We start from the raw sequence: 24,767 nt of genomic DNA, 5'->3' as shown, positions 1-24,767 counted from the left end.
TTCGTCTCCTCGGAACGCTCCGTTCCGTCGGAACCTTCCGTTCCCTCGGAACGCTCCGCCCCCGCAGTCTCAGCAGCATTCGCACTCCCAGCAGCACCAGCAGCACCCGCCCCGAAGCCCCAGGCCGAGCCGGTCGACCACTCGGTCGACAGGAACTCGGCCTTCGCCGTTTCGCCGACGGATTCCGGTTCGCGGGAAGACTCCGGTTCTCCGGTGGCCCGCGTCGCACGCGCAGACTCCGGTTCCGAGACGAGCGGCGGATTCGACGCGCTCTTCGCCGGGCTCGGCGATGAGCCCGAGCAGGAGGCCGAGCCGGTCGGTCGCCGTGCGGCGACATCCGCTCGCTCCGTTCGCCTGTCGCGGGCTGAGCGCAAGGCAGAGAAGGCCGAGAAGGCCGCGAAGACTGCGAAGGCTGCGAAGGTCGAGCGCTCCGCCGCCCCGGTGCGCTCCGCCGCCCCGGTGCAGCCCCCGATCGTGCCGATCGCGACGCCCGACGCAGGTGCTCCGGCAGCCGACGACTTCGCCGCCGTGATCGCCGCCTCGGCGCTGGCACGCGTCGCTGCGCCCGCACCGGCCCCGATTCCTGTCCACGACGCGCAGTCGGCGGAGCGGTTCGCCCCCACCGCCGACTGGCAGCCCTCGACCGGCGTCACCGCCGAGCAGCGGCCACGCCGTTCCGCCGCCGAGTCTGTCGGTGCCCGGCGTTCGACGGGGCGCGACACCGCGACCTCCGGCGCCGCGGTCGGCACGCCCCGACCGCCGGCCAAGCGGCGGGTGAAGCGTGCAGGACGAGTCGCACGCATGTCGAGCGGCTTCGCGGCGATGAGCTTCGCGGCGCTGCTCGCGGTCACCACCTCGGTGCCGTCGCTCTCACTGCTGTCGCCCGCCGACGTGCAGGCCATGGCGCTCGAGCAGGCGACCTTCGGCACCGAGCCCGGCCAGCAGGTCGAGATCAACAGCGGCACGCTCGCGCAGACCGTGCAGCGCGATGGCTACGAGACGCAGACCATCGACGAGTACGCCCGCGCGGCCGGCATCCGGCCCGAGGCGACCTTCACGAACAACCCGTCGGGCACGATCCAGTGGCCGTTCGCGGTCGGCGTGCACATCGGCGACCAGTTCGGCTACCGCGACTGCGCCGGTTGCTCGAGCGACCACGGCGGCCAGGACTTCAATCCCGGCCTCGGCGCCGAGATCCAGAGCATCGCCGACGGCGTCGTCGCGAACTCGACCGACTCCGGCGGATCGCTCGGCGTGGTCATGATGATCGATCACATCATCGACGGCGAGCTCGTCACGAGCGTCTACGCGCACATGGAGTACGAGTCGCGCCGCTTCGAGGTCGGCGACACGGTCAGCGTCGGCGACGTCATCGGCAACACCGGCGACACCGGCATGTCGACCGGCCCGCACCTGCACTTCGAGATCCGTCTCGGCGGCATGGACGGCACCAAGGTCGACCCGCTCGAATGGCTCTACGCCAACACCAACTGACATGCGGCCGCACGTGTACGGGCGCACGGTCGACGACGAGACCCGTTGCGTGCACTACGCGACGGCGGTCGACATCATCGCCATCCGATTCGCCTGCTGCGATCGCTACTACCCGTGCCACGCCTGCCATGAGGAGGCCGAGTCGCACCCGGTCGTGCGCCGACCGCGCGCCGAATGGGATGCGCCCGGCATCCTCTGCGGTGCGTGCGGCACCGAGCTCTCCGTGACCGCGTACCGCGCCGGTGAGTCGTGCCCGGCCTGCGGCGCGGACTTCAACCCGCGCTGCCGCCTGCACTGGGACCGCTACTTCGAGCAGTAGGCCCGCGGCCGGAGCAGTCTCCGGCCGCGGTGCCGCACCGCGGCCGAATCGCTAGGCCGCGAGCCAGACCGTCGTGTCGGCGGGCAGCGAGCGCCCCTCGAACGGCTCGCTCGAGAGCAGCACGTCGCCTGCAGGCACCTCGACGGACGAGTCGCCGGTGTTGGCGATCACGACGACGTCGCCATTTCGGAAGGCCACGACCGTCTCGGCGTAACCCGGCAGCCACTCGAGCGTGCCGGCGCCGAGGTCGTGCGTGCGCCGCAGTGCGAGGGCGTCGCGGTAGAGCGAGAGCGTCGAGACGGGGTCACCGGCCTGCACGTCGCGCGCGAGCTCGGCCCACTGCGCGGGCTGGGGGAGCCACGAGGCATCCGTCGGACCGAAGCCGTACGAGGGGGCGGTCGACTCCCAAGGCAGGGGCACGCGGCATCCGTCGCGCCCGTAGCGCTCGCCGCTCGTGCGGAACCACGTCGGGTCCTGACGGGCGTCGTCGGGCACATCGATGACCTCGGGGAGGCCCAGTTCCTCACCCTGGTAGAGGTAGACCGAGCCGGGCAGCGCCAGCATGAGCGCGGTCGCGGCACGGGCGCGGCGCAGGCCGGGCGCGTACTCGGGCAGGCCCTTCGAACGGGGGCCGAGGCCGTGGCCCTGCGGGTTCGCCTCGGTGACCGAGAGCCGGGTCGCGTGGCGCACGACGTCGTGGTTCGAGAGCACCCAGGTCGACGGAGCACCGACCGCGGCGAACGCGGCGAGCGAGTCGTCGACGACGCTGCGCAGGGCATCGGCGTTCCACGGCGTCTCGAGGTAGGCGAAGTTGAACGCCTGGTGCATCTCGTCGGGGCGAACCCAGTTCGCGAGCCGCGAGAGCGGGTCGACCCATGCCTCGGCTGCGAGGATGCGGTCGTCGGGGTACTCGTCGAGGAGCTTCCGCCAGTCGCGGTAGATCTCGTGCACGCCCTCCTGGCCCCAGTAGGGCGCACTGTCGCCGGGCTCGACGGAGATCTCGGGCTCGAGCGGCATGCCGGAGGTCGCCGCACCGCCCATGCTGCCGCCCTCTGCCGGGGGAGTGAAGTCGGGGAGGCCCTCGGCCTTGATCATGCCGTGGGCGACGTCGACGCGGAAGCCGTCGACACCGCGGTCGAGCCAGAAGCGCAGGATGCGGCGGAACTCCTCGCGCACCTCGTCGTTGGTCCAGTCGAAGTCGGGCTGCGAGCTGTCGAAGAGGTGCAGGTACCACTGACCCAGCGTGCCGTCGGCCTCGACGACGCGGGTCCATGCCGGCCCGCCGAAGACGGACTCCCAGTTGTTGGGTGCCTCGGAGCCGTCGGCGCCGCGGCCGTCACGGAACAGGTAGCGGGCGCGCTCGGCACTGCCGGGCGCTGCGGCGAGTGCCGCCTGGAACCACTCGTGCGCGTCGGAGGAGTGGTTCGGCACGAGGTCGACGATGACGCGGATGCCGCGGGCGTGCGCCTCGGCGACCATCGCGTCGAAGTCGGCGAGGGTGCCGAAGAGCGGGTCGACGTCGCAGTAGTCGGCGACGTCGTATCCGGCGTCCCGCTGGGGCGAGGTGTAGAAGGGGGAGAGCCAGATCGCGTCGATGCCGAGCTCCTGCAGCGCACCGAGGCGCGAGGTGATGCCGGCGAGGTCGCCCATGCCGTCGCCGTTCGCGTCGGCGAACGACCGGGGGTAGATCTGGTAGATCGCGGCGGTGCGCCACCATTCGGAAGTCATGCGGAAACTGTACGTCATCCCGATACATGATGGAAACGCTTGCAGTTTGCACACGTCATGCGATGGTTACGAACCGGTATCAATGCAGGGTGCCTGGTTTGGTAATGCACGCGAGGCAAGGTATACCTGTAATCGCTTGCACCAAGCGAGCACTCCACACGGAAGAACGGCCTTTCGGGCGCGGTGCCCCGTTTCACAGCGGAACGGGCGACTCTCACCAGGCGAAGGCGCCGATCTCACGCACACTGAGAAGGGCACACCAATGAGGGTGAACAAGAAGAGCCTCCTCGCCGCCGGAGCCGTCGCAGTCATCGCGACCCTCGGTCTCGCGAGCTGCGCAGGCGGCGACAGCGGCTCCGAAGGCGAGGCCTCGTCGAGCGGCACGCTGACCGTCTGGGTCGACGCCGAGCGCGTCGACGCGCTGCAGGCTGCGGCCGACGCCTACTCCGAGGAGAAGGGCGTCAAGGTCGAGCTCGTCGGCAAGGACAACGCCGACATCAAGGACGACTTCATCCAGCAGGTTCCGACCGGCAAGGGCCCCGACATCACCATGGGCGCCCACGACTGGCTCGGCGAGCTCTCGACCAACGGCGTCGTCGCCCCGATCGAGCTCGGCGACTCCGCTGCCGACTACCTCCCCGTCGCGATCGACGCGTCGACCTACGAGGGCACGACCTACATGCTCCCCTACGCGGTGGAGAACATCGCGGTGCTCCGCAACGCCGACCTCGTTCCCGAGGCCGCCACGAGCTTCGACGACATGATCGCGAAGGGCCAGGCCGCCGGACTCACCCAGCCGTTCGTCGTCGAGCAGGGCGCAGAGGGCAACCCCTACCACCTGTACCCGTTCCAGACCGCATTCGGCGCTCCCGTCTTCGGCAGCAACGACGAGGGCTACGACCCGACCGACCTGCAGATCGGCAACGCGGGCGGCGAGCAGTTCGCCACGTGGCTCGGCAGCCAGGGCAAGAACGGCACCGGCGTCTTCAACACCGACATCGACGGCGACATCGCCAAGCAGGCCTTCATCGACGGCACCGCGGCCTTCTGGCTGACCGGTCCGTGGAACGTCGGCGCTGCGACCGACGCCGGCATCAACGTCGCGATCGACTCCGTGCCGAGCCCGACCGCCGAGGTCGCTTCGCCGTTCGCCGGCGTCAAGGGCTTCTTCGTCTCGTCCGAGTCGAAGAACAAGGTCGCCGCGAACGACTTCCTCGTCAACTACATCGGCACCGAAGACGTTCAGCTCGAGCTCTTCAAGGCCGGCAACGTGCTCCCCGCGCTCTCGGCTGCCGCTGAGACCGCGTCGAGCGACCCGATCGTCGCCGGCTTCGCCGCCGTCGGCGCCGAGGCCGTGCCGATGCCCGCGATCCCCGCGATGGGCGCCGTGTGGCAGTACTGGGGCATCGCCGAGGCCGACATCATCAACGGTGCCGACCCGGTCACGACGTGGCAGAAGCTTGCCGCCGACGTGCAGGCCGCGATCAGCAAGTAACGACTGATTGCTCCGGGCCGGATGCCGCTTGGCATCCGGCCCGGAGCACTCACGTTCGACGAGAAGAGCGAGCAGGATGAGCACCACGATCGACGACGAGGTCTCGGTAGAGACGCCGCAGAAGCCGACGAAGAAGCAGCGGCGTGCCGCGAACATCGCCGACGCGGCATCCGGCGGGCTGAAGATGCTGCTCGCGAAGCTGCTGATGCTCGGTCTCGTCGACGCGATCGCGATCTACGGGGTCATCATCCTCGCGAGCGCCGAGCAGTGGCTCGTCGCGGCGATCGTCGCGGTCGTCGCGGTGATCGTCAACTGGATCTACTTCTCGCGACGCAAGCTCCCCGCGAAGTACCTCACGCCCGGCGTGATCTTCCTCGTCGTGTTCCAGGTGTTCGTGCTCGTCTACACGGGCTACATCGCCTTCACGAACTACGGCACGGGGCACAACGGCTCGAAGGAGCAGGCGGTCTCGTCGCTCATGGCCTCGTCGCTGCAGCGCGTCGAGGACTCGCCCACCTACCCGGTCACCGTCGTCGACCAGGGCGGCACGCTCGGCCTGCTCGTGACGGATCCCGACGGCGAGGCGCTGCTCGGCACCAACGACGAGCCGCTCGCCCCCGTCGACGCCGAGATGGACGGCGACAAGGCCGTCGCCGTCGACGGCTGGACGACCCTGCAGTTCGGTGAGGTGGTCACCCGCACCGACGAGATCACCGCCCTCGCCGTGCCGTTCTCCGACGACCCGAACGACGGGGCGCTGCGTACCCCCGACGGCTCGAGCGCCTACCTCTACCTCTCGAACCTCGAGTACGACGAGGCCGCCGGCACGATGACGAACCTCGACACCGGCACCGTCTACTCCGACATCGGCACGGGCGCCTTCACCTCCGACAGCGGCGAGGAGCTGCTGCCGGGCTGGCAGATCGTGGTCGGCTTCGACAACTTCGTGCGCGCCGTCACCGACGAGCGACTCGCCGGCCCGCTCGTCTACGTCACGCTCTGGACCTTCGCGTTCGCGCTCATCTCGGTCGCGTCGACGTTCTTCCTCGGCCTCTTCCTCGCGATCGTCTTCAACGACATGCGCATGAAGGGCCGCAAGTACTACCGCGTGCTGATGATCCTCCCGTACGCGGTGCCCTCGTTCCTCTCGGCGCTCATCTGGGCCGGCATGATGAACGAGAGCTTCGGCTTCATCAACCAGGTGCTGTTCGGCGGGGCATCCATTCCCTGGCTGACCGACCCGGTGCTCGCCAAGTTCTCGGTGCTGCTCGTGAACCTGTGGCTCGGATTCCCGTACATGTTCCTCGTGTGCACCGGGGCCCTGCAGTCGATCCCCGAAGAGCTGCAGGAGGCCGCGACGGTCGACGGCGCGAAGCCGTGGGCGGTGTTCCGGCTCATCAAGCTGCCGCTGCTGCTCGTGTCAGTGGCGCCGCTGCTCATCGCGTCGTTCGCGTTCAACTTCAACAACTTCAACGTGATCTACATGCTCACTGACGGCGGACCCAGGGACTCGAACGCCCCGATCCCGGTCGGGTTCACCGACATCCTGATCTCGATGGTCTACAAGGTGGCGTTCACCGGGCAGACGCGCGACTACGGTCTCGCGAGCGCCTACTCGATCATCATCTTCGTCATCGTGGCCGTGATCTCGGTCATCGCCTTCCGCCGCACCAAGTCGCTCGAGGAGCTGAACTGATGGCCGCCCAGCAGCCCGTTCCCGGAACCCAGACCGGCCTCGTCATCGGCGAGGCGGAGGAGTTCGCGGATGCCTCGACGCGCGCGAGCGTCTCGATCGCGCGCGATGGCCGTGGCGGCGGCGCCGGCCGCGAGCTTCCGCGCAAGCCGTTCAACTTCCGTCGCTGGTTCTTCGCGACCGGGTGGCGGCACGTCGTCGGCATCCTGATGGTGGTCTTCTCGCTGTTCCCGATCGTGTTCGTGATCTCGTCGTCACTGAACCCGCACGGCACGCTCACCGGCTCGAACGCGCTGTTCTCGGCGATCGGCCTCGAGAGCTACGTGCGCATCCTCACCGACCCGCAGGTGCCGTTCCTCACCTGGTTCGGCAACACGCTCATGATCGCCGGTATCACGGCCGTGCTGACCGTGTTCCTCGGGGCGCTCGCCGCGTACTCGTTCTCACGCATGCGCTTCACCGGGCGCCGCTTCGGCCTGATCTCGATCGTCGTCGTGCAGATGTTCCCGCAGCTGCTCGCCGTCGTCGCGATCTTCCTGCTCATGAGCGCGATCGGCGACTGGTTCCCCGCGATCGGTCTGAACACCCACATCGGCCTGATCATGGTCTACCTCGGCGGCGCGCTCGGCGTGAACACGTACCTCATGTACGGCTTCTTCAACACGGTGCCGGCGTCGATCGACGAGGCAGCGAAGATCGACGGCGCGGGTCACGCCCGCATCTTCTTCACGATCATCCTGCGGCTCGTGGCGCCGATCCTCGCGGTCGTCGCGCTGCTGTCGTTCATCGCTTCGGTCAACGAGTTCGTCGTGGCATCCGTGCTGCTCATCGACACCGACAAGCAGACGCTCGCCGTGGGGCTCACGAAGCTCGTCTCGAACCCGCGCTACGCCGACTGGAGCGCCTTCTCGGCCGGTGCCGTCATCGCGGCGCTGCCGGTCGTGGCACTCTTCCTCTTCCTGCAGAAGTACATCGTCGGCGGGCTGACCGCCGGCGCCGTGAAGTAGCGGCCGCATCGAGCGCAGACGCCACGTCGTCACCTGCGTGTCATGTGCAGGTGGAAAGGTGATGGAATGACCCCGCCGACCACTCCCGCCCCGCACCACGACGGGTCCCCGTTGCACGTCTCGACGCAGACGCCCGCGCTCGGCGAGACGGTGCGGGTGCGCCTGCGCGTGCCCGAGTCGTTCGGGCCGCTCACGTGGGTCGGCACCCGGTCGAACCCGAACCGGGAGCCGCGATTCGACGAGGCATCCGTCGTCGGGACGGCCGACGGCTGGCGGTGGTGGGAGGCCGCCGTCGAGGTCGAGAACCCCGTGCACGGCTATCGCTGGCTGCTCGTCGGCGCCGACGGCCGGCAGCACTGGCTGAACCAGCTGGGCCTGTCGACGGTCGAGACCCGCGACCACGACGACTTCCGGCTCGTCGCGCACGAACCCGCACCCGAGTGGGCGGCGTCGAGCGTGATGTACCAGGTGTTCCCCGATCGCTTCGCGAAGTCGGGGGCGGCGCCGTTCGACGAGCTCCGGGCGGCCGGGCAACTGCCCGAGTGGGCCATCGCGGCCGACTGGAGCGACCCGGTCGACCCCGTGTACCCGGGGCGGTCGAAGCAGCTGTTCGGCGGCGACCTCGACGGCGTGCGCGAGCAGCTCGACCACCTCGCGTCGCTCGGCGTCGACCTGCTCTACCTGACGCCCGTCTTCCCGGCGCGCTCCAACCACCGCTACGACGCCACGACCTTCGACCTCGTCGACCCGCTGCTCGGCGGCGACGAGGCGCTCGTGCGGCTCGTCGAGGAGGCGCACGCACGCGGCATCCGCGTCATCGGCGACCTGACCTCGAATCACTCGGGCGACGCGCACGAGTGGTTCCGCGCTGCGCAGGCCGACGTCTCCGCGCCCGAGCGCGAGTTCTACTTCTTCCACCCTTCGGCAGGCTCAGGGAGTGCCGAGGGCTACGAGTCGTGGCTCGGGGTGCCGAGCCTGCCGAAGTTCGACTGGAGCTCTGCCGAGCTGCGCCGCCGCTTCATCGAAGGCCCCGACTCGGTCGTCGCACGGTACCTCGGTGCGCCGTTCCACCTCGATGGGTGGCGCATCGACGTCGCCAACATGACGGGCCGGCTCGGCACGGCCGACCTGAACGAATCGGTGCGGCGCACGATCCGCCGCACGATGCTCGAGGTAAAGCCCGACACGCTGCTGCTGGGGGAGTCGACGAACGACGCCGCGAGCGACTTCCAGGGCGACGCGTGGCACGGCGCCATGACGTACACGCCGTTCACGCGGCCGCTCTGGAGTTGGCTGCTCGAGCCGGGCAGCCCGGCGGGCGGCGGCCTCGGCTTCGCCCTGCAGCGGGTTCCGACCTTCACCGGTGGCGACTTCCACTCCGCCCACGTGCGGTTCGCCGCGGGCTTCCCGTGGCGCACGCGCCTCGCGACCATGAACGCGCTCGACACCCACGACACCCCGCGCTTCGCGACGCACGCGCGCACCGGCGCCCTGCCCGCCGCGCTCGGACTCGCGGTGACGCTGCCCGGCATTCCCGTCGTCTGGGCCGGCGACGAGTTCGGCCTGACCGGCGAAGACGGCGAGGCTTCGCGCACGCCCATGCCGTGGGGGAGCGAGAGCTCGCCCGAGGTCGCGCCCGTGCTCGAGACGTACCGGTCGCTCCTGCGCCTGCGTCGTGAACACCCGGTGCTCGCCACCGGCGGCATCCGCTGGCTCGCCGTCGGTGACGACGCGGTCGCATTCGTGCGCGAATCGACCGAGGAGTCGGTGCTCGTGTTCGCCGCGCGATCGGGGGCGACGCTGTCGTTCGACGCGGCGGGGCTCGGCGGGCTCAGCGCAGCGGATGTCGCGGCGCCGCTGTACGGGACGGCGCGAGTCGAGGCATCCGCAGGTCTCGTGACGCTCGAAACCGAGGAAGCCGGCTTCGCCGCGTGGAGCCTGCCGGGTGTCGCGGCGCCGTCCTGGCAGGCGGAAACCGCATGACCGGCAGCGGCACTGCTGCTGCTGCCGACCGGTTGCGGCGGTGGTTCGGAGGTACCGCCGAGAGGTGATATCCTCGTACGGTTGCCAAGTGCGGCAACGCGCCCCGATAGCTCAGTGGTAGAGCACTTCCATGGTAAGGAAGGGGTCGTCAGTTCAATCCTGACTCGGGGCTCTGGTTCTCTTCGGTTCGGCCGCTCGGCTGGGCGGGGGAAGCCTACCCGGCGGGGTAGCTCAGGTGGTTAGAGCACACGGCTCATAATCGTGGTGTCGCGGGTTCGAGTCCCGCCCTCGCTACAACATCAGGACTCCGCGTATCGCGGGTTCGGTTCGCTTGGTTCGGCTGACATGTCTTCGCCGTCGTCGCTGCGACGGGTGGGCTGGGTCGCCCCTATGGAACCTCGATGGAGATGTTGGCCCGTTCGGTGCCCGGCGTGGGGGACAGCTTCGCCCAGAAGTCCGTGTTGCGCATCCAGGGCTGAAGGCCCATCGGCAGGTCCCGGCTCGGAATCGCCGGGAGCTCCGCCGGCGTGAAATCGTTCCCGTAGAGCACGAGCGGCTTCGTGACGTCAGGGTGCTGAATGTTGGCGTGAAACGCCTGCAGGGCGACATTCCAGTTGTCGAGGAGTTCCTTCCGCGTGATCGGGCCGCCAGGCTTGTCGGCCGTCGGGTGCAGCGCCCGATGATGGAAGACCGTCACGTTCTGCCCGGCCGGCGTCGCTGTGAACGCCTTCCATGCATTGAAGGCGGGCGTGCCGAACGTGACGACGGCTTCGATCCTGCCCGGTGCGAAGGCTGCCTCCAGCCACTGGTCGCGATAGGCCTGAATGTCCGGATCGTTCAGATGCGGCAGCGCCATGTCCTGGTTGAAGATGCCGTAGAGGAACGCGTTGATCATCAGGTAACTCTTCGTGTACCCCAGTTTCTCGACGAAGCCCTGCACGCGGCGGCCGGCCTGGCCCGCCAGGATTCGACGCGTGACCGCCTCCGTCTGGGCGGGGTCCTGGCCGATGACGAGCAGGCGTGCGCTTCCGTTCGCGCGTCCGCGGTAGAAGATGGGCCCCCACAGTGACCGAAAGCCGTCGGCGGCTCTGAAGACGGTGTCGTCGGGATACCTCCGGCACAGGGTTCTGAACGTCCCCGTTGGTCCGGTATCGAAGGGATCGGTGATCATCGCGGCCTCCCGCTGTGCTCCAGGGTCTCAGTTCAGCGGATTGCAGGGGTGCGCCGCAACCATCCGTCTGTCCCCCGAAATGGAGGCAACGTGGGTTTCCGGGCGCGAGTAGCGTTTCGAGTGCAGCCATGAGGGTCGGGGGGCTTCCCATGGCAACCATCACCGTGACGGTGACGACCGCGGCCAGGAACTGGCCGCACATCGGCTGACCCGACCAACGGGGGACGCATCATGGCCCAGCTCGTCATCACCGGCCGTATCGCGACCATGGCGAACGGCGCAACAGAGCAGCCGGCCCGAGGCCGGGTATGGATCGACGGCGATCGGATCGTCGCCGTCACTCGCGGCCGCAAACGCGTCACTGGATTCTCGCGTGCACGCACGATCGACGTCGGCGACGCGCTCGTGCTCCCCGGCCTCCTCGACATGCACAACCACCTCGCGTACAACGCGTTGCCGCTGTGGATGGAGCCGGGCCGCAACGAGCCTTGGCTGCACAACAAGCACTGGCCCGACGCCGATACCTACACGGAGTCCATCACCGAACCTGCTTGGGTCTACGCGAAGGCCTGCCCCGAGGCGCTGCTCGCGTACGTCCAGGTCCGCGCGATGGCCGGTGGCGCCACCAGCGTGCAAGGGTGGCCCAACGCGAACCGCGGCTACCCGACCGTCGTTCGCAACATCGACAGCGAAGACGCCGGCACCGGGGTGGACAACCTCATCTACACGTCCGTCGGCACGAAGAAGGGCGAGGCGCTCACCATCGCCGTGCGACGCATGGGCGACGGATCCGGTTTCATCTACCACTGCTCCGAAGGACAACGCGGGTCGCGCGTCCTCGCGGATTACACCGAACTCGAACGAGCCGACGGCTTGCTCCCCACCCTCATCGGGATCCACTGCTGCGCCGTCGACGCCGCGGACTGGACGAAATGGAACGACCAGGCCGCCGGCGGTGTCGTCTGGTCGCCCCTCTCGAACCTCGTCCTCTACGGGCAGACCACGCTCATCGACGACGTCCGCGCCCGAGAGATCAAGGTCTGCCTCGGATCCGACTGGGGTCCGTCCGGAACCAAGAACCTCCTCGGCGAGATGAAAGTCGCCCGAATCGCCGCAGACCACTTCGGATACACCGTCACCGACGGTGACATCGTCGAAATGGTCACCAGCAACCCCGGCACACTCCTCGAACGATGCTGGAACCGACCCGTCGGCCGGCTCGTGGAGGACGGATTCGCGGACGTCGTCATCATCCGAGGCCGCGGCCCCGGTGACGACTGGAGCCGCATCGTCGCCGCGCGAGAACCGGACATCGCCCTCGTCATCATCAACGGCGTACCGCGTTACGGCGACCACGACCTCATGAAGGATGCAGGGGCCACCGCGACCTTCTCGACGACCATCGGGGGGCGTCGTCGACGCATCGCCGTGCCCGACCCGGCAAGACCCGAGAAGGCATGGTCGTGGAAGGCCATCACCGACACGCTCGACGCCGTGCAAGCCGACCCGCAGGCAGCGATCGCCAACGCCCAGGCTCGCGCCGCGACCGGACCCAGATTCGCCGACGACGTGGCGCTCGAACTGTTCCTCGACATGCCCGATACGCGACGTTCAGGCAGGGCCGGACCTCCCAAGAACCCCGCCACCGTCAAGATCCCCGCCGTGCCCTCGATCGAACACGATGCCGCCTTTTTCGACCTCCTCGATCAGTCGCCCATCCAGAACGGCGTGCTCGCGCCCCTCAGAGGACGGTTCCTGCCATGACCAAGCTCACGAAGTCGGCGCGCCGATCCCGTGAAGGCGTCCCCCTCGACGACGTCGTCACCCCCAGCGTGGACTCCACCTGGCAACCCGTCGAACTCACCGTCACCCAACGACACGACCTCATCGACCTCTGGACGACCCTGTTCACCGACGTCTACGTCCACTACAGCCAGAAACGGGCCCTCTACGGATTCGACCCGCTCCGCGCGCTCACCGCCCTCCGACGGCAGATCCCGTACCTCGACTCGGCAGGATTCCTCCGCGAACTCACCCGCCTCATCAACCGACTCCGAGACCAGCACACCCAACTCTTCGTCGGCAGCGCCGACGGGCAGACCAACACCTTCGTCGCGACCCTGCCGTTCCTCGTCGAACCCTTCGGCGCCTACGACAACCCCACCTACCTCGTCACGAAGACCACCGACGAGGTCACCGACCGCGACTTCCACACCCGCGTGCGAGTCACGACCTGGAACGGCGTCCCGTTCGCCCGCGCCGTGGACCTCTACGCCGAGACCCTCACCGGCGGACGACCCGACGCCGCCCGCGCCCGCGCACTCGAAACACTCACTCAACGCCCGCTCGCCTACCTGCCGCCACCCGACGAACGATGGGTCGACATCGGCTACCGGCGCCCCGAGGATGACGAGAACACGGCCGACCGCACCATCAGGTTCCACTGGCGAGCCGTGGAACCCGCATCTGCCGCGACCGCGGACAACCTCATCGACACCCGTACTCGCCGTGCCATCAACCTCACCAGCGAAACCGCCCGCCGTGCCCGAAAGCTCCTCTTCGCCACCGAGCTCTGGGAGAAGGATCAAGCCGAAGGCCGTCCGGCCGCCAGAGACGCCGGATGGTTGCCGACCGACTTCTCCGACGCCCTTTCGGCACGCATGATCAGCACGGCCCACGGCGAGTTCGGCTACCTCCGCATCTGGACCTTCGACGTCCAGCACACCACCCGATTCATCAACCAGATCGCCGACCTGCTCCACGACATGCCGGATGCCGGCCTGATCATCGATCTCCGATCCAACCCCGGCGGGGTCATCGACGCTGCCGAACGCGTCTTCAAGCTGTTCACCGACGAACACGTCGAACCCAGCCGATTCGCATGTCGCGCCACACCCGCGATGATCGAGCTCACCGACGCCGACGGCAACGGCGCCGACCTCGCCGATTGGGCCGAGTCGACCCGCGCAGCCCTCCAACTCGGTGAAGAATTCTCACAGCACCTGCCCATCGCCGACGCAGACATCTGCAACGAAACCGAACGCGCCTACCGCGGTCCCGTCATCGCCGTCGTCGACGCGAACACGTTCTCATGCGGCGACCTCTTCGCCGCCGGCATCGTCGACCACGGCATCGGCTCCATCGTCTCCGTCGGGGCCGCGACCGGAGCCGGCGGTGCGAACGTCTGGAACACCGACGACATCCGATACGCCTACCGCGCCGCCCGCCGCACGTTGCCCCCGATCCCTGACGGCATCACGTTCACGATCTCGGTCCGCCGCATGGTCCGGTCCGGGTACAGCTCCGGGCTCGCGATCGAGGACGTGGGCGTCCTCGGCGACGACCAGTACGACATGACGGAGACGGACCTGCTCGACGGAAACCGCGACCTCACCGACTACTGCGCTCGTCTCTTGGCGAGCGCTTGACCCTCACCGGCGGATCCGTCGGATCCGTCGGATCCGTCGGATCCGTCGCGCCGAGCACGATCATCGTCTCCTCGACGGCACCACCATCGCCACCGTGGCGACGGCGATCACCGTCGTCGAGTAGGCGCCTTCAGTCGCCGTTCTTCTTCTTGTTCTGCACGTGCAGTCCTCCTGCCGGTCGGGTTGCGACGACGAAGAGTTCGGTTGCTCGCACCAGATCGGAGAGCTTCTCGTACCCCCAGTTCCGCGAGTCGAAGTCCGGCTGCTGCTTCCGAATCAATTGGCCGACCGCGCCGAGGTTCGCCCACCCGTCCTCTCCGGAGGCGGTGGCGACGCCCGCCCGTAGCGCGGCAACGAGCTTGGTGTCGCCGCGCAACTTCGGGGAAGGAACGGGCTGGAGCGCTGCCGGCGTGCTCTCGGCTGCCGGCTCATCGAGCACGTCGAGGTAGGTGAACTGATCGCAGGCGTTGCGGAATGCTTCGGGCGTCTTCCGCTCTCCGAACCCGTAGACAGTGACACCCTCTTCGCGAATGCGCGATGCGAGGCGGGTGAAGTCGCTGTCGGATGACACGATGCAGAAGCCGTGGAACCGACGCGTGTAGAGCAGGTCCATGGCATCGATGATCAGCGCGCTGTCGGTCGCGTTCTTGCCGACCGTGTTGGCGAACTGCTGCATCGGCTGGATCACGTGCTCGCTGGCGACCTGCTTCCAGCTGCTCAGGTTCGGCTTGGTCCAGTCGCCGTAGACACGCTTGACCGAGGCCGTGCCGAAACGTGCGACCTCCGTCAGGACCGCGCCGATCTTCGAGGGCGGCACGTTGTCTGCGTCGACGAGCACGGCGAGGAGATCATTCGGCTGCGGCATGCGACCAGCATGCCAGCCGGTGCCCGGCTTTCGCTCCCGCCCGTCGAAGGCAGTTCCTCAGCCCCGATCCGGAACACGTCCACGAACGCGGTCGGCCGAGAGGCATGCACGGTCGGCTAGGCGCGCTCCACCGGCAGCCACAACTCGCAGGTCGCCGTGCTGAAGTCGTCTGCGCGTTCGAGCACCGCCACGATCGAAGGGCCCGGTCGCAACCGCCACGGGTTCGACGGGAACCAGTCGGTGGCCGTCGCCGCCCATGTGGACTGCAGCGCAGCAGGGTACGGGCCCTCGGTGCGGAACACCGCCCAGGTGCCGGCCGGAACCTCGATCGTGTCGAGGTCCTCCGGCACCGCAGACGACTCGCCGACGGCGACGCCGTGCAGGTAGGTCAGTTCGCTCCCCTCCGAATAGTCGGGGTCGACGTCGGCGCTCACCTGGAGGAGTCCCGCGGGCTCGGTGTCGCTCAACCCCTTGAGGCGAACGTGCTCAGCTGGCGGCAGTGAGGCGATGAATGCCTGAATATGAGGATTGGCGCCCTCGTGGATGAGCGGCACACGGGCGGAGTGGCCGACGAGTCGGAAGGCCGGTCGGTCGGAGATGCGGGTGTCCATCGGGGTGTTCCCTTCTACGGTCAGGCGGAACCTGAGCTGCGGTTGCGTGCGAAGGGGGCCGCCGTTGCGTCGCACGTCAGCGGGGCTGACGCCGTGCACCGATCGAAAGGCTCGGCTGAACGCCTCGGTGGAGCCGTAGCCGAACCGCACCGCGATTCCGAGCAGATCGCCGCCGCCGAGCACGTCGGCCGCGGCGACGGCCATGCGGCGTCGCCGGACGTATTCGGACAACGGCATGCCGGCCAGCGACGAGAACATCCGCCGGAGGTGGTACTCCGTCGTGCCGAGACTGCTCGCCAAGCCGGCGATGTCGATCTCCTCGGTGAGGTGGTGCTCGACGTATTCGACGAGACGGTTGAGTACTGCGATCACGGGGCTCCCTTCGACATCAAGCCTCTGCATCGACGCCGGCCCGCGCCCGACAATCGCGGTTCGATGCGATCGATGCGATGGAACCGAAACTGACGCTCACAACCGCGCGAGTCCGCTGCCGATGATGAACACGCCGACCATCAGCAGGATGAGCGAGGTCACGACGCGGTTGTTGCGGGTGAGCCACTCCTTCATCTTCAGGAGCCTCGGCTGCATGCCCTTCGCATCGATGAGCGTCGCGATGACCGGCACCGCCACGGTCGATGCGCCGATGAGCGTGTAGACGAGGATCACGATCGCCGCCTCGGAGCCCGAGAGCCCCGCGCCGCGCACAGCCAGACCCGCTGCGAGCGCGAGCAGGATCTCCTTGGGGCGGATGTTCAGCGCCACCCCGAGGCCGAACGCGCTCCAGGGGCCGATCGACTCCATCTTGCCGAGCCAGGCGGGCATGCCCTCGACGGGATTCCTGCGGGCACGTCGCCAGGAGATGATCCCGATGACGATGAGCCCGGCCCCGACGATCATCTCGCCGACGCCGACCGCGACGTCGGGCTGGCGCGCGGAACGCGGCGTCGGCACCGCCTGCGTCGAGACGGTGCAGATGAAGACCAGCGCCGCCATGCCGAGCACCCACCCGATGAGGTACGGCAAGGCCGAGCCGCGCTTCGGCGAGAGCAGGATCACGATCGTCGCCATGAGCGGCACCGAGCTGAGCGCGACCGCCAACGCGATCGGAAGGATGTGCCCTATCGCCTGCAGCATTCCGCTGCACCCCCTGACTGGTGGCAGTGCTCCCGGCCGCACCCGCGCACGGCGCGCCGCTGTCCACACGATAGCGGAGGCGGGCGGTCCGAGCCCGGAGGCCGGTGCCGACCTCAGGCGGCGAACGCGTACGCGTCGACGGAGCGCCCGGATGCGGCCAGTGCCGCCGAGGTCGGCCGGTCGTGGTCGAGATCGCGCGGGCAGCCGCACCGCACCGACATCCGGCCGCCGTCGACGGAGGTCACGAACTCGACGTGCTCCACCGGATCCTGCTGCTTGCGCCTACCCCACATGTTCGGCCCCCTTCATCAGAAGAGATGCAGGGCTACGTGAATCATGACGCGGGTTCGGCGTCACTTCCCGATGCCGCGCCCGGCCGCTTCGCCACCGCGCGAAGTCGGAGCGCGAACGCCCCGCCGAGCACGAGGAAGCCGCCGGCGGCGAGGAGCGCCCAGCGCGAGGCATCCGCCATGCCCTCGGCGAGGGCGTCGGCGACCGCGGGGCCGGCGGACCCGAGCTTGCCGTCGTCGCCCTCCGCCCGGACCTGGGGGATGGTGCCGCCGGCCGATTCCTCCGTCGCGGAGACGATCTGCTCGGATGCCGCGGCGGGCACGCCCTCGACCGTGTCGACCTGCGCCGGCAGCGCGACCGCGAGACCCGCCGCGAGCACCGCGCCGATGATGGCCGTGCCGAGGGCCGAGCCGACCTGGCGCCCGGTGCTCTGGGTCGCCGAACCCTGGCCCGACTCCTCGGGCGGGATGTCGGCGAGCACCGTGCCCGTGAGCTGCGCCGAGGCGAGGCCGAGGCCGAGGCCGTAGAGGGCGAGCACGCCGGCGAGCAGCCAGGCGTTCATCTCCGACGACAGCATCGCGGCCGCCATCACCGCTCCCGCGACCTCCAGCGCGAGGCCGATCACGACGACCGTCGGTGCGCCGAACCGCTCGGCGACGTGCCGGGCCATGGCGCCGGAGACGAACGCACCGAGGCCCATGGCCGCGAGCACGAAGCCGGCCGCGAGCGTCGACAGCCCCAACGCGTTCACGATGAACAGGGGGAGGACGAAGAGGATGCCGAATTCTCCGATCGCGACGCACATCGCGACGAGGTTGCCCCAGGTGAACGTGGGAACCGAGAAGAGGTGCACGTCGAGGATCGCCGAGCGGCCGTTCCGCGCGCGATGCCGTTCCCAGAAGAAGAAGAGCACGAGGGCGACGAGACCGATCGCGATCGCCACCGGCACGGGGGAGATCGGCCACGAGGTCGGCCAGGTCCACCCGAAGAGCTCGAACGGCTGCTTCGGCGCCCACCAGCCGAGCGAGCCGCCCTCGATGAGGCCGAACACGAGCGCGCCGAAGCCGATCGCCGAGAGCAGCAGGCCGTCGACGTCGAGGCCCTTCGAGGTGATGACGGCACGAGTCTCGGGCACCGTGAGGAAGGCGGCGACGAGGATGATCGCGCCGAACGGAAGGTTGACGAGGAAGATCCACTCCCACCCGAACGACTGGGTGAGCCAGCCGCCGAGCAGCGGCCCGAGTGCGGCGACACCCGAGATGACCGCGCCCCAGACGCCGAAGGCGACCGCGCGGTCGCGGCCGCGGAAGGTGGCGTTCACCGTCGACAGCGTCGTCGGGAGGATGAAGGCGCCGCCGATGCCCTGCACGAATCGGGCGAGGATGAGCGAGGTGCCGCCGGTCGCGAGCGCCGCCAGCAGGCTGCCGGCGAGGAAGACCAAGATGCCCGCCACCATCGCGCGCCGGCGACCGAGCCGGTCGCCGAGACGCCCGGCGGTCAGCAGCAGCGCGGCGAAGATCACCGAGTAGATGCCGTTCACCCATTGCGCCTCGCTGAAGTCGAGCTTCAGGTCGTTGATGATCGTCGGCAGTGCGATGCCGACGATCGTGCCGTCGAGCACGATCATCGAGAGCGCGGCGGCGAGGACGCCGAGGCCGACCCATCGCCGTGCGCCCGTGCTTTCCGGCGCAGTGGCAGTGCTGTTCATCTCGTCGTCCCCCCGTGGGTCACCCCGTCGTCCTCCCACCGTATGCCCGGCGAAACCCGGTGCCAATGCGTCGTTCGATGGATGCCCGACGCGGCTGAGCTGCGTTCTCCCAGCTCCACGGACTACCCTGAAGCGTGACTGCTGACGAAGCTCCGGTCGAGGTGGAGGCTCCAGAAGAGCCCGCCGCGACGACATTCTCCGACCTCGGACTCGATGGCGCGGTCCTGAAAGCCCTCTCCGACGTCGGCTACGAGACCCCTTCCGCGATCCAGGCCGCGACGATCCCGTCGCTCCTCGCCGGGCGCGACGTGGTGGGCCTTGCCCAGACCGGCACCGGCAAGACGGCCGCGTTCGCGCTGCCGATCCTCTCGCGCCTCGACCTCTCCCAGAAGACCCCGCAGGCCCTCGTGCTCGCCCCGACCCGTGAGCTCGCGCTGCAGGTCTGCGAGGCGTTCGAGAAGTACGCCTCGCACCTCAAGGGCGTGCACATCCTCCCCGTCTACGGCGGCCAGGGCTACGGCGTGCAGCTCTCGGCGCTGCGCCGCGGCGTGCACATCGTGGTCGGCACCCCGGGCCGCATCATGGATCACCTCGAGAAGCGCACGCTCGACCTCTCGGAGCTCAAGTACCTCGTGCTCGACGAGGCCGACGAGATGCTGAAGATGGGCTTCGCCGAAGACGTCGAGACGATCCTCGCCGACACCCCCGACACCAAGCAGGTCGCGCTGTTCTCGGCGACCATGCCGGCCGCGATCCGTCGCATGTCGAAGCAGTACCTGCACGACCCCGAAGAGATCACCGTCAAGACCAAGACGCAGACGTCGGCGACGATCTCGCAGCGCTACCTGGTGGTGTCGTACCAGCAGAAGGTCGACGCCCTCACGCGCATCCTCGAGGTCGAGAACTTCGAGGGCATGATCGTCTTCGTGCGCACGAAGAGCGTCACCGAAGAGCTCGCCGAGAAGCTGCGTGCACGCGGGTACTCCGCCGCCGCGATCAACGGCGACATCGCCCAGGTGCAGCGCGAACGCACGGTCAACCAGTTGAAGTCGGGCAAGCTCGACATCCTGGTGGCCACGGATGTCGCAGCTCGCGGCCTCGACGTCGAGCGCATCAGCCACGTGGTGAACTTCGACATCCCGACCGACAGCGAGCCCTACGTGCACCGCATCGGCCGCACGGGCCGCGCGGGCCGCACGGGCGACGCGATCAGCTTCGTCACGCCGCGCGAGCGGAGCCTCCTCGCTCGCATCGAGAAGGCCACGCGCCAGCCGATCGTGCAGATGCAGCTGCCGAGCGTCGACGACGTCAATGTCACGCGTCTCGCTCGCTTCGACGACCGCATCACCGCAGCGCTCGGCCAGAACGAGCGCATCGACGGCTTCCGCGACATCATCGCCCACTACGTGCGCAACCACGATGTGCCCGAAGCGGATGTCGCGGCGGCGCTCGCCGTCGTGGCGCAGGGTGAATCGCCCCTGCTGCTCGAGCCCGAGGCCGCGCGCCGCGCCGAGCGGGAGTGGACCGATCGTCCGCCCCGCGGCGACAAGCCCGAACGCGGCGACCGTCGCGACCGCGGTGGCGACCGCTTCGACCGCGGAGACCGCGGTGACCGCCCCGAGCGGCGCCAGCGCCCGAGCAGCGGCCCCATGGCGACGTACCGCATCGCCGTCGGCAAGCGCCACAAGGTCGAGCCGCGCCAGATCGTCGGAGCGCTCGCGAACGAGGGCGGACTCAGCCGCGAGGACTTCGGCTCGATCCAGATCCGTCCGGAGTTCTCACTCGTCGAGCTGCCCGCGAACCTGCCCCGCGAGACCCTCGAGAAGCTCGACGCCACCCGCATCTCGGGCCGGCTCATCGAGCTGCGCCCCGACCGCGGCGGCCCCACGCGTCGGTCGAACGACCGCGGCGGCGATGGCGGAGGCGACGGCGACAAGTCGTACCGGAAGCCCCGCCACAAGGGCTGAGCCGGCGCATGACGCTGCCGACGGCCGGCGCGCATGGCACCCGGGTGCGGAGCGCGCTGGCCGCGGCCGTCGGCCTCGCACTCGGGCTCGGCCTGCAACTCCTCGATCGCACGCCCGTCATCGACGTGCTCGGCAGTGTCGTCTACATCGTGTTCATCGCCTGCCTGCTGCGCGCGATCTGGCCCGGGTTCGGGGCCGCGGGCAGCGCGGCGACGGCCTTCGGGTTCGCGACGGCCGTCGAGCTGTCGCAGCTGACCGAGCTGCCGCAGCGTGTGGTCGACGCCTTCCCGCCGTCGCGCCTGCTGCTCGGCAGCGCCTTCGATCCGATCGACCTCGTCGCCTACGCGGCCGGCGCCGTGCTCGCGTTCGTCGTGCAGCTCGTGCTCATCGGTACCGAGCGGGTCGCCGCGTCATCCGCCGTCGACGACTGAATCGTCTCGTTCCGAACCGTGCGGGTTGGGTACCCTCGATGACGGACGAAGTTCTCGAACGCGACGGAGAGGCGGGTGACCATGTCCGAACACGAAGAGCCCGATGACGTGTCGCGCCGCCCGAGCGGCCGGCGTGCCGCGCCCGCCTCTCGCGTCGGCACGATGCTCGAACCGGCGCTGCCCTACGTGGCGGCCTCGGTCGCATGGCTCTCGCGCCACCGGTTGGGCGCGATGATCGCCGCCACCGGTCTGGCCGTCGTCGTCATGGGCGCGGCCGGCGTCGCACTCATGCAGGCACCGGGCGGGGGCGCACCCGGAAACGAGGCGTCGACGTCGATCGGCGACCCGCGACCGACCTCGACGACGCCCGCAGCACCGAGCCCGTACGGCCCCGTGCTGCCGACGCCGGTGCCTCCGACACCGGTGCCGACGCCGACGCCGACGACGGCGCCCGACGAGATCGTCGAGCCGCCGGTCGACGACGAGCCGGTGGAGCCGATCGAGCCGACGGCGACGCCGGAAGACCCCGACGACCACCCCGGTCAGGGCAAAGGACCGAAGAAGCCCCGGTGACCCCCGGGTGTCTCGGCCGCGTCAGAGCCACTTCTTGAACTTGAAGACCGCGTAGAGCCCCACGCCGAACAGCACCATCGCGGCGAGCGCCGCCGGGTAGCCGAACTCCCAGTGCGTCTCGGGCATGTCGTCGAAGTTCATGCCGTAGACCGTGCCGATGAGCGTCGGCGCGAAGATGATCGCCGCCCACGACGAGATCTTCTTGATCTCGTCGTTCTGCTTCAAGCTCGTATCCGTCTGACGGCGCGCGACGAGCGCCGAGTGCACGGTGAGGGCGTTGTCGAGGATGGCGCGGAACGAGCCGACCCGCTCGTTGATGCGGATGGCGTGGTCGAGCACGTCGCGGAGCGAGCGCTGCAGCTCGACGTCGCCACGGTACTTCTCGGAGCCGCGGCGCAGCCACTCGAGCATCGCCGCGAGCGGCTGCACGGCGCGCTGGAAGTTGATCACCTCGCGCGAGAGCTCGTAGATGCGCCGCGAGAGCGCATCGTCGTCGCTGTCGCCGAAGAGCTGGTCCTCGATCTCGTCGATGTCGTTCTCGAGACCGGCGACGACCGGCTCGTACTCGTCGACGACCTCGTCGAGGATCGCGTAGAGCACGGCCTCAGGCCCCATCGCGAGCAGCTCGGGGCTCGACTCCATGCGCCGTCGCACGGCCGCGAGGTCGGGCGACTCGGCGTGGCGGATCGTGACGACGAAGTCGGGGCCGACGAACAGGTGCAGTTCGCCGAACTCGACCGTCTCGAGCTCGTCGCGGTACCGGGCGGGCCGCAGCACGGCGAAGAGGGTGTCGCCGTAGCGTTCGAGCTTCGAGCGCTGGTGGCCGGTCAGCGCGTCTTCGACGGCGAGCGGGTGCAGGTCGAACTCGCGGGCGACCGAGGCGACCTCGCGCGGACTCGGCCGGTAGAGCCCGATCCAGGCCAGGCCGTCATGGTCGTCCATGAGGCGGTAGGTGTCGTCGAGGTTCGTGGGCGTCTCGACGCGACGTCCGTCGACGTAGACGCCGTTGTCGACCAGGGGTGACATGAGCGATCCGTTCTCGCAGGGCGCGCGGCAGCGCGCCGGGTTCGGCAGGTGAGCGGATGACGCCGCCAGCCGGGTGCGGATCGGAACGCGTTCGCGCGTGGGCGAGCAGGGGCTCAGCGCAGGCGGGAACGGAGCGACGACGCAGCAGCGGTGGCGGCGTCGGTACTATGATCGGCCATCGCCCTCACCGCCTCTCGCATCAGGGGCCGCTCGGTGGCAGGCCCGACGGCAGAGTCTAGCTCACGCGCCCGAAGCGTCGCGCGGCGCGGTCGATCGCGGAGACGACGCTCACCCCGGCCGTCCGCATCGGCCGGGGGAGCGGCAGCCGCGCGGCCGCGGCCCGTGCCCGGCCGAATCGTCCCGTGCGCCGCACCTCCTTGCGCAGTTCGGCATGATGCAGCTCCCGGGCCCAGATGCGGGTCACCCGCTCCTCGTCGAACCGGCTCGCGGTGCGCACGGCTGCGGCCCGCATGCGGGCGACGCGTCGCGGCGGCATCCGCTGCAGTCGAACGAGCGCGTCGGCGAGGCCGTCGATGTCGCCGGGCGGCACGAGGAAGCCGTTGCGCCCGTCGCGGATGAGGTCGGCTGGTCCGTAGGGGATGTCGTAGGCGATCGGCAGGCAACCGGCGGCCATCGCCTCGACGAGCACGAGCGGGAATCCCTCGGAGTGCGAGGTGAGCAGCAGGAACGACGCGTCGGGAAGGCGCCGGCGCGCGTCGGGGTCGAAGCCGTGCACCTCGACCGCCGCCGGGTCGGTGACGCGTCGTTCGAGCGCCGGGCGGCTCTCGCCGTCGCCGTACACGTCGAGGTGCACATCGACCTCGGCGCGCGTGTTCGCCGCCTGCACGGCGGCGATCGCGTGCGAGACGCGCTTGCGACGGGTCAGCGCGGCGAGCACCACGCCCCGAGCCGGGTCGCGGGGCGACGGCGAGTGCGTCATGGACCCCTCTGGGGCGAGCGGCCGCGGATTCGGGATCACGACGAGATGGTCGTGCCGCCCGACGATCCGCTCGAGGTCGTGGCGCTGCCGCTCGGAGAGCACCGCCACGAGGTCGTAGTCGGTCACCTGCTCGAGCACCTCGCGGCGCGAACGCCGGATGGGGTGCTCCTCCGACGGCCCGGAACGATGCGAGGCGTGCACCACGTGCGCGGTGATCGCGTGCGCCCGGCGATAGGTGAGCATGAACGGCGCCATCGTCTTGCTGTCGACGATCAGGTAGCTCGCCTCGCCTGCGGTCAGCGCGTCGAGCCACGCCCGGTAGAGGGTCCAGAGGCGCCGCCACGAGCGCACCGGCCGCCCCTCGCCGTCGCACAGCACCACCGACCGGCCGCCGAGCACGCCGCGCTCGCGGGTGTCGTGCCGGTCGCTGAGCAGCAGCGTGCCGTCTTCGCGATAGTGGTCGGTCTGCAGGGTGCTGCCGTCGGCGTCGAGCCGCGATCGGCTCATCACGAGGTCGCCGCGCCGCCGCACCTCCGTCGCCTCGTCGGGTGCGAGCGGGGTGAACGCGTCTCGGTCGAGTCGCAGTGATCCGCCGGGCAGCGGATGCCTCCGGAGCCAGTCGTAGAGGTTCACGATGTGAACACCGGGGGTGAGGGTCCCGCGCTCGCGGAGCGCTCGCGCGAGGTCGGGGGTGTCGGGCCGGGCGTCGAAGGTCAGCACATCGACGTCGACCCCGGCGATGCGATGGAACGCGGCGGATCGCCGCAGCATCGCGTCCGTCATGCCGCCGAAGGCGTCGGGGATCGACCAGGTGACGGCGAAGTGGCGGCCGTCGGGCAGCGTGATGCGAGTCATCCGCAACCCCCTGTCCTGCGCGGGTCTGACATGGTCCCGAGCCTATCC

The 24,767-nt window shown here is 69.4% G+C and carries 20 protein-coding genes and 2 tRNA genes; 13 read left to right on the top strand and 9 right to left on the bottom strand.

What is annotated here, in order from left to right; genetic code table 11:
• Window positions 1-213: 213 nt before the first annotated feature.
• A complete protein-coding gene (locus JOE59_RS19135; protein ID WP_204461227.1) occupies window positions 214-1,494 on the top strand; it encodes a M23 family metallopeptidase in 1,281 nt (426 codons plus the stop codon).
• A gap of 1 nt (window position 1,495) precedes the next feature.
• On the top strand, window positions 1,496-1,813 hold the full coding sequence (locus JOE59_RS13535) for a CHY zinc finger protein (RefSeq protein WP_204461224.1): 318 nt from the start codon (window positions 1,496-1,498) through the stop codon (window positions 1,811-1,813).
• 51 nt (window positions 1,814-1,864) lie between these two features.
• On the opposite strand, the gene JOE59_RS13530 is transcribed toward JOE59_RS13535, so the two are convergent.
• Window positions 1,865-3,541 carry a glycoside hydrolase family 13 protein gene (locus JOE59_RS13530; RefSeq protein WP_239560256.1) on the bottom strand — a complete coding sequence of 559 codons (1,677 nt, stop codon included), beginning with the start codon at window positions 3,539-3,541 and terminating at the stop codon, window positions 1,865-1,867.
• Between the two features lie 262 nt (window positions 3,542-3,803).
• Here JOE59_RS13530 and JOE59_RS13525 point away from each other — a divergent pair, with 262 nt between their 5' ends.
• From JOE59_RS13525 to JOE59_RS13500, 6 genes are all read left to right on the top strand, one after another.
• Window positions 3,804-5,036 (top strand): sugar ABC transporter substrate-binding protein, encoded by a 1,233-nt coding sequence (locus JOE59_RS13525; protein WP_204461222.1) that lies wholly within the window; start codon window positions 3,804-3,806, stop codon window positions 5,034-5,036.
• Window positions 5,037-5,112: 76 nt separating this feature from the next.
• Window positions 5,113-6,732: an ABC transporter permease subunit gene (locus tag JOE59_RS13520; protein ID WP_204461221.1), complete on the top strand. Its 1,620-nt coding sequence runs from the start codon at window positions 5,113-5,115 to the stop codon at window positions 6,730-6,732.
• A complete protein-coding gene (locus JOE59_RS13515; RefSeq protein ID WP_204461220.1) occupies window positions 6,732-7,736 on the top strand; it encodes a sugar ABC transporter permease in 1,005 nt (334 codons plus the stop codon). Before JOE59_RS13520 ends, JOE59_RS13515 begins: the two co-directional genes overlap by 1 nt.
• 66 nt (window positions 7,737-7,802) lie before the next feature.
• Window positions 7,803-9,719, top strand: coding sequence for a glycoside hydrolase family 13 protein (locus JOE59_RS13510; RefSeq protein ID WP_204461219.1), 1,917 nt, complete (start codon window positions 7,803-7,805; stop codon window positions 9,717-9,719).
• A gap of 100 nt (window positions 9,720-9,819) precedes the next feature.
• Window positions 9,820-9,891, top strand: a tRNA-Thr gene (locus tag JOE59_RS13505).
• 48 nt (window positions 9,892-9,939) lie between these two features.
• Window positions 9,940-10,013: transfer RNA gene (locus tag JOE59_RS13500), tRNA-Met, on the top strand.
• A 94-nt stretch (window positions 10,014-10,107) separates the two neighbouring features.
• Here JOE59_RS13500 and JOE59_RS13495 read toward each other — a convergent pair.
• Window positions 10,108-10,890 carry a uracil-DNA glycosylase family protein gene (locus JOE59_RS13495; RefSeq protein ID WP_204461217.1) on the bottom strand — a complete coding sequence of 261 codons (783 nt, stop codon included), beginning with the start codon at window positions 10,888-10,890 and terminating at the stop codon, window positions 10,108-10,110.
• A 231-nt stretch (window positions 10,891-11,121) separates the two neighbouring features.
• Between JOE59_RS13495 and JOE59_RS13490 the strand changes: the two genes are divergently transcribed.
• Together JOE59_RS13490 and JOE59_RS13485 are read left to right on the top strand one after the other, a co-directional pair.
• Window positions 11,122-12,654 carry an amidohydrolase family protein gene (locus JOE59_RS13490; RefSeq protein WP_204461215.1) on the top strand — a complete coding sequence of 511 codons (1,533 nt, stop codon included), beginning with the start codon at window positions 11,122-11,124 and terminating at the stop codon, window positions 12,652-12,654.
• The gene (locus JOE59_RS13485; RefSeq protein ID WP_204461213.1) at window positions 12,651-14,318 is read left to right on the top strand and encodes a S41 family peptidase; all 1,668 of its coding nucleotides are present in this window, start codon (window positions 12,651-12,653) and stop codon (window positions 14,316-14,318) included. Before JOE59_RS13490 ends, JOE59_RS13485 begins: the two co-directional genes overlap by 4 nt.
• A gap of 130 nt (window positions 14,319-14,448) precedes the next feature.
• On the opposite strand, the gene JOE59_RS13480 is transcribed toward JOE59_RS13485, so the two are convergent.
• The 5 genes from JOE59_RS13480 to JOE59_RS13460 all read right to left on the bottom strand — a co-directional run bounded on the left by JOE59_RS13480 (window position 14,449) and on the right by JOE59_RS13460 (window position 18,927).
• Window positions 14,449-15,183, bottom strand: a complete 735-nt coding sequence (locus tag JOE59_RS13480) for an NYN domain-containing protein (RefSeq protein ID WP_204461211.1) — start codon at window positions 15,181-15,183, stop codon at window positions 14,449-14,451.
• A 116-nt stretch (window positions 15,184-15,299) separates the two neighbouring features.
• Window positions 15,300-16,166: an AraC family transcriptional regulator gene (locus tag JOE59_RS13475; protein WP_204461209.1), complete on the bottom strand. Its 867-nt coding sequence runs from the start codon at window positions 16,164-16,166 to the stop codon at window positions 15,300-15,302.
• A gap of 96 nt (window positions 16,167-16,262) precedes the next feature.
• Entirely contained in the window at window positions 16,263-16,928 is a 666-nt protein-coding gene (locus JOE59_RS13470) for a GAP family protein (RefSeq protein WP_204461206.1), read from the bottom strand.
• 113 nt (window positions 16,929-17,041) lie between these two features.
• Window positions 17,042-17,221 (bottom strand): hypothetical protein, encoded by a 180-nt coding sequence (locus tag JOE59_RS13465; RefSeq protein WP_204461200.1) that lies wholly within the window; start codon window positions 17,219-17,221, stop codon window positions 17,042-17,044.
• A gap of 41 nt (window positions 17,222-17,262) precedes the next feature.
• The gene (locus tag JOE59_RS13460; protein ID WP_204461196.1) at window positions 17,263-18,927 is read right to left on the bottom strand and encodes a DHA2 family efflux MFS transporter permease subunit; all 1,665 of its coding nucleotides are present in this window, start codon (window positions 18,925-18,927) and stop codon (window positions 17,263-17,265) included.
• A 134-nt stretch (window positions 18,928-19,061) separates the two neighbouring features.
• On the opposite strand from JOE59_RS13460, the gene JOE59_RS13455 reads away from it, so the two are divergent.
• The 3 genes from JOE59_RS13455 (at window position 19,062) to JOE59_RS13445 (ending at window position 21,898) form a co-directional block, all read left to right on the top strand.
• On the top strand, window positions 19,062-20,894 hold the full coding sequence (locus JOE59_RS13455; RefSeq protein WP_204461194.1) for a DEAD/DEAH box helicase: 1,833 nt from the start codon (window positions 19,062-19,064) through the stop codon (window positions 20,892-20,894).
• An 8-nt stretch (window positions 20,895-20,902) separates the two neighbouring features.
• Window positions 20,903-21,325: a ribosomal maturation YjgA family protein gene (locus JOE59_RS13450; RefSeq protein WP_204461191.1), complete on the top strand. Its 423-nt coding sequence runs from the start codon at window positions 20,903-20,905 to the stop codon at window positions 21,323-21,325.
• Window positions 21,326-21,406: 81 nt separating this feature from the next.
• On the top strand, window positions 21,407-21,898 hold the full coding sequence (locus JOE59_RS13445) for a hypothetical protein (protein ID WP_204461190.1): 492 nt from the start codon (window positions 21,407-21,409) through the stop codon (window positions 21,896-21,898).
• A 21-nt stretch (window positions 21,899-21,919) separates the two neighbouring features.
• Here the strand turns inward: JOE59_RS13445 and JOE59_RS13440 are convergent, their stop codons facing one another.
• Entirely contained in the window at window positions 21,920-22,924 is a 1,005-nt protein-coding gene (locus JOE59_RS13440; protein WP_204461189.1) for a magnesium and cobalt transport protein CorA, read from the bottom strand.
• Between the two features lie 235 nt (window positions 22,925-23,159).
• Complete coding sequence (locus JOE59_RS13435; RefSeq protein ID WP_204461188.1) at window positions 23,160-24,719, bottom strand: glycosyltransferase; 1,560 nt, start codon at window positions 24,717-24,719, stop codon at window positions 23,160-23,162.
• Window positions 24,720-24,767: the final 48 nt, after the last annotated feature.

Origin of the sequence: Agromyces cerinus (genome assembly GCF_016907835.1) — a bacterium.
GTDB classification, from domain to species: domain Bacteria; phylum Actinomycetota; class Actinomycetes; order Actinomycetales; family Microbacteriaceae; genus Agromyces; species Agromyces nitratus.
Note: the sequence above shows the minus strand (reverse complement) of the source record. Positions and strands in the feature narration are given on the sequence as shown.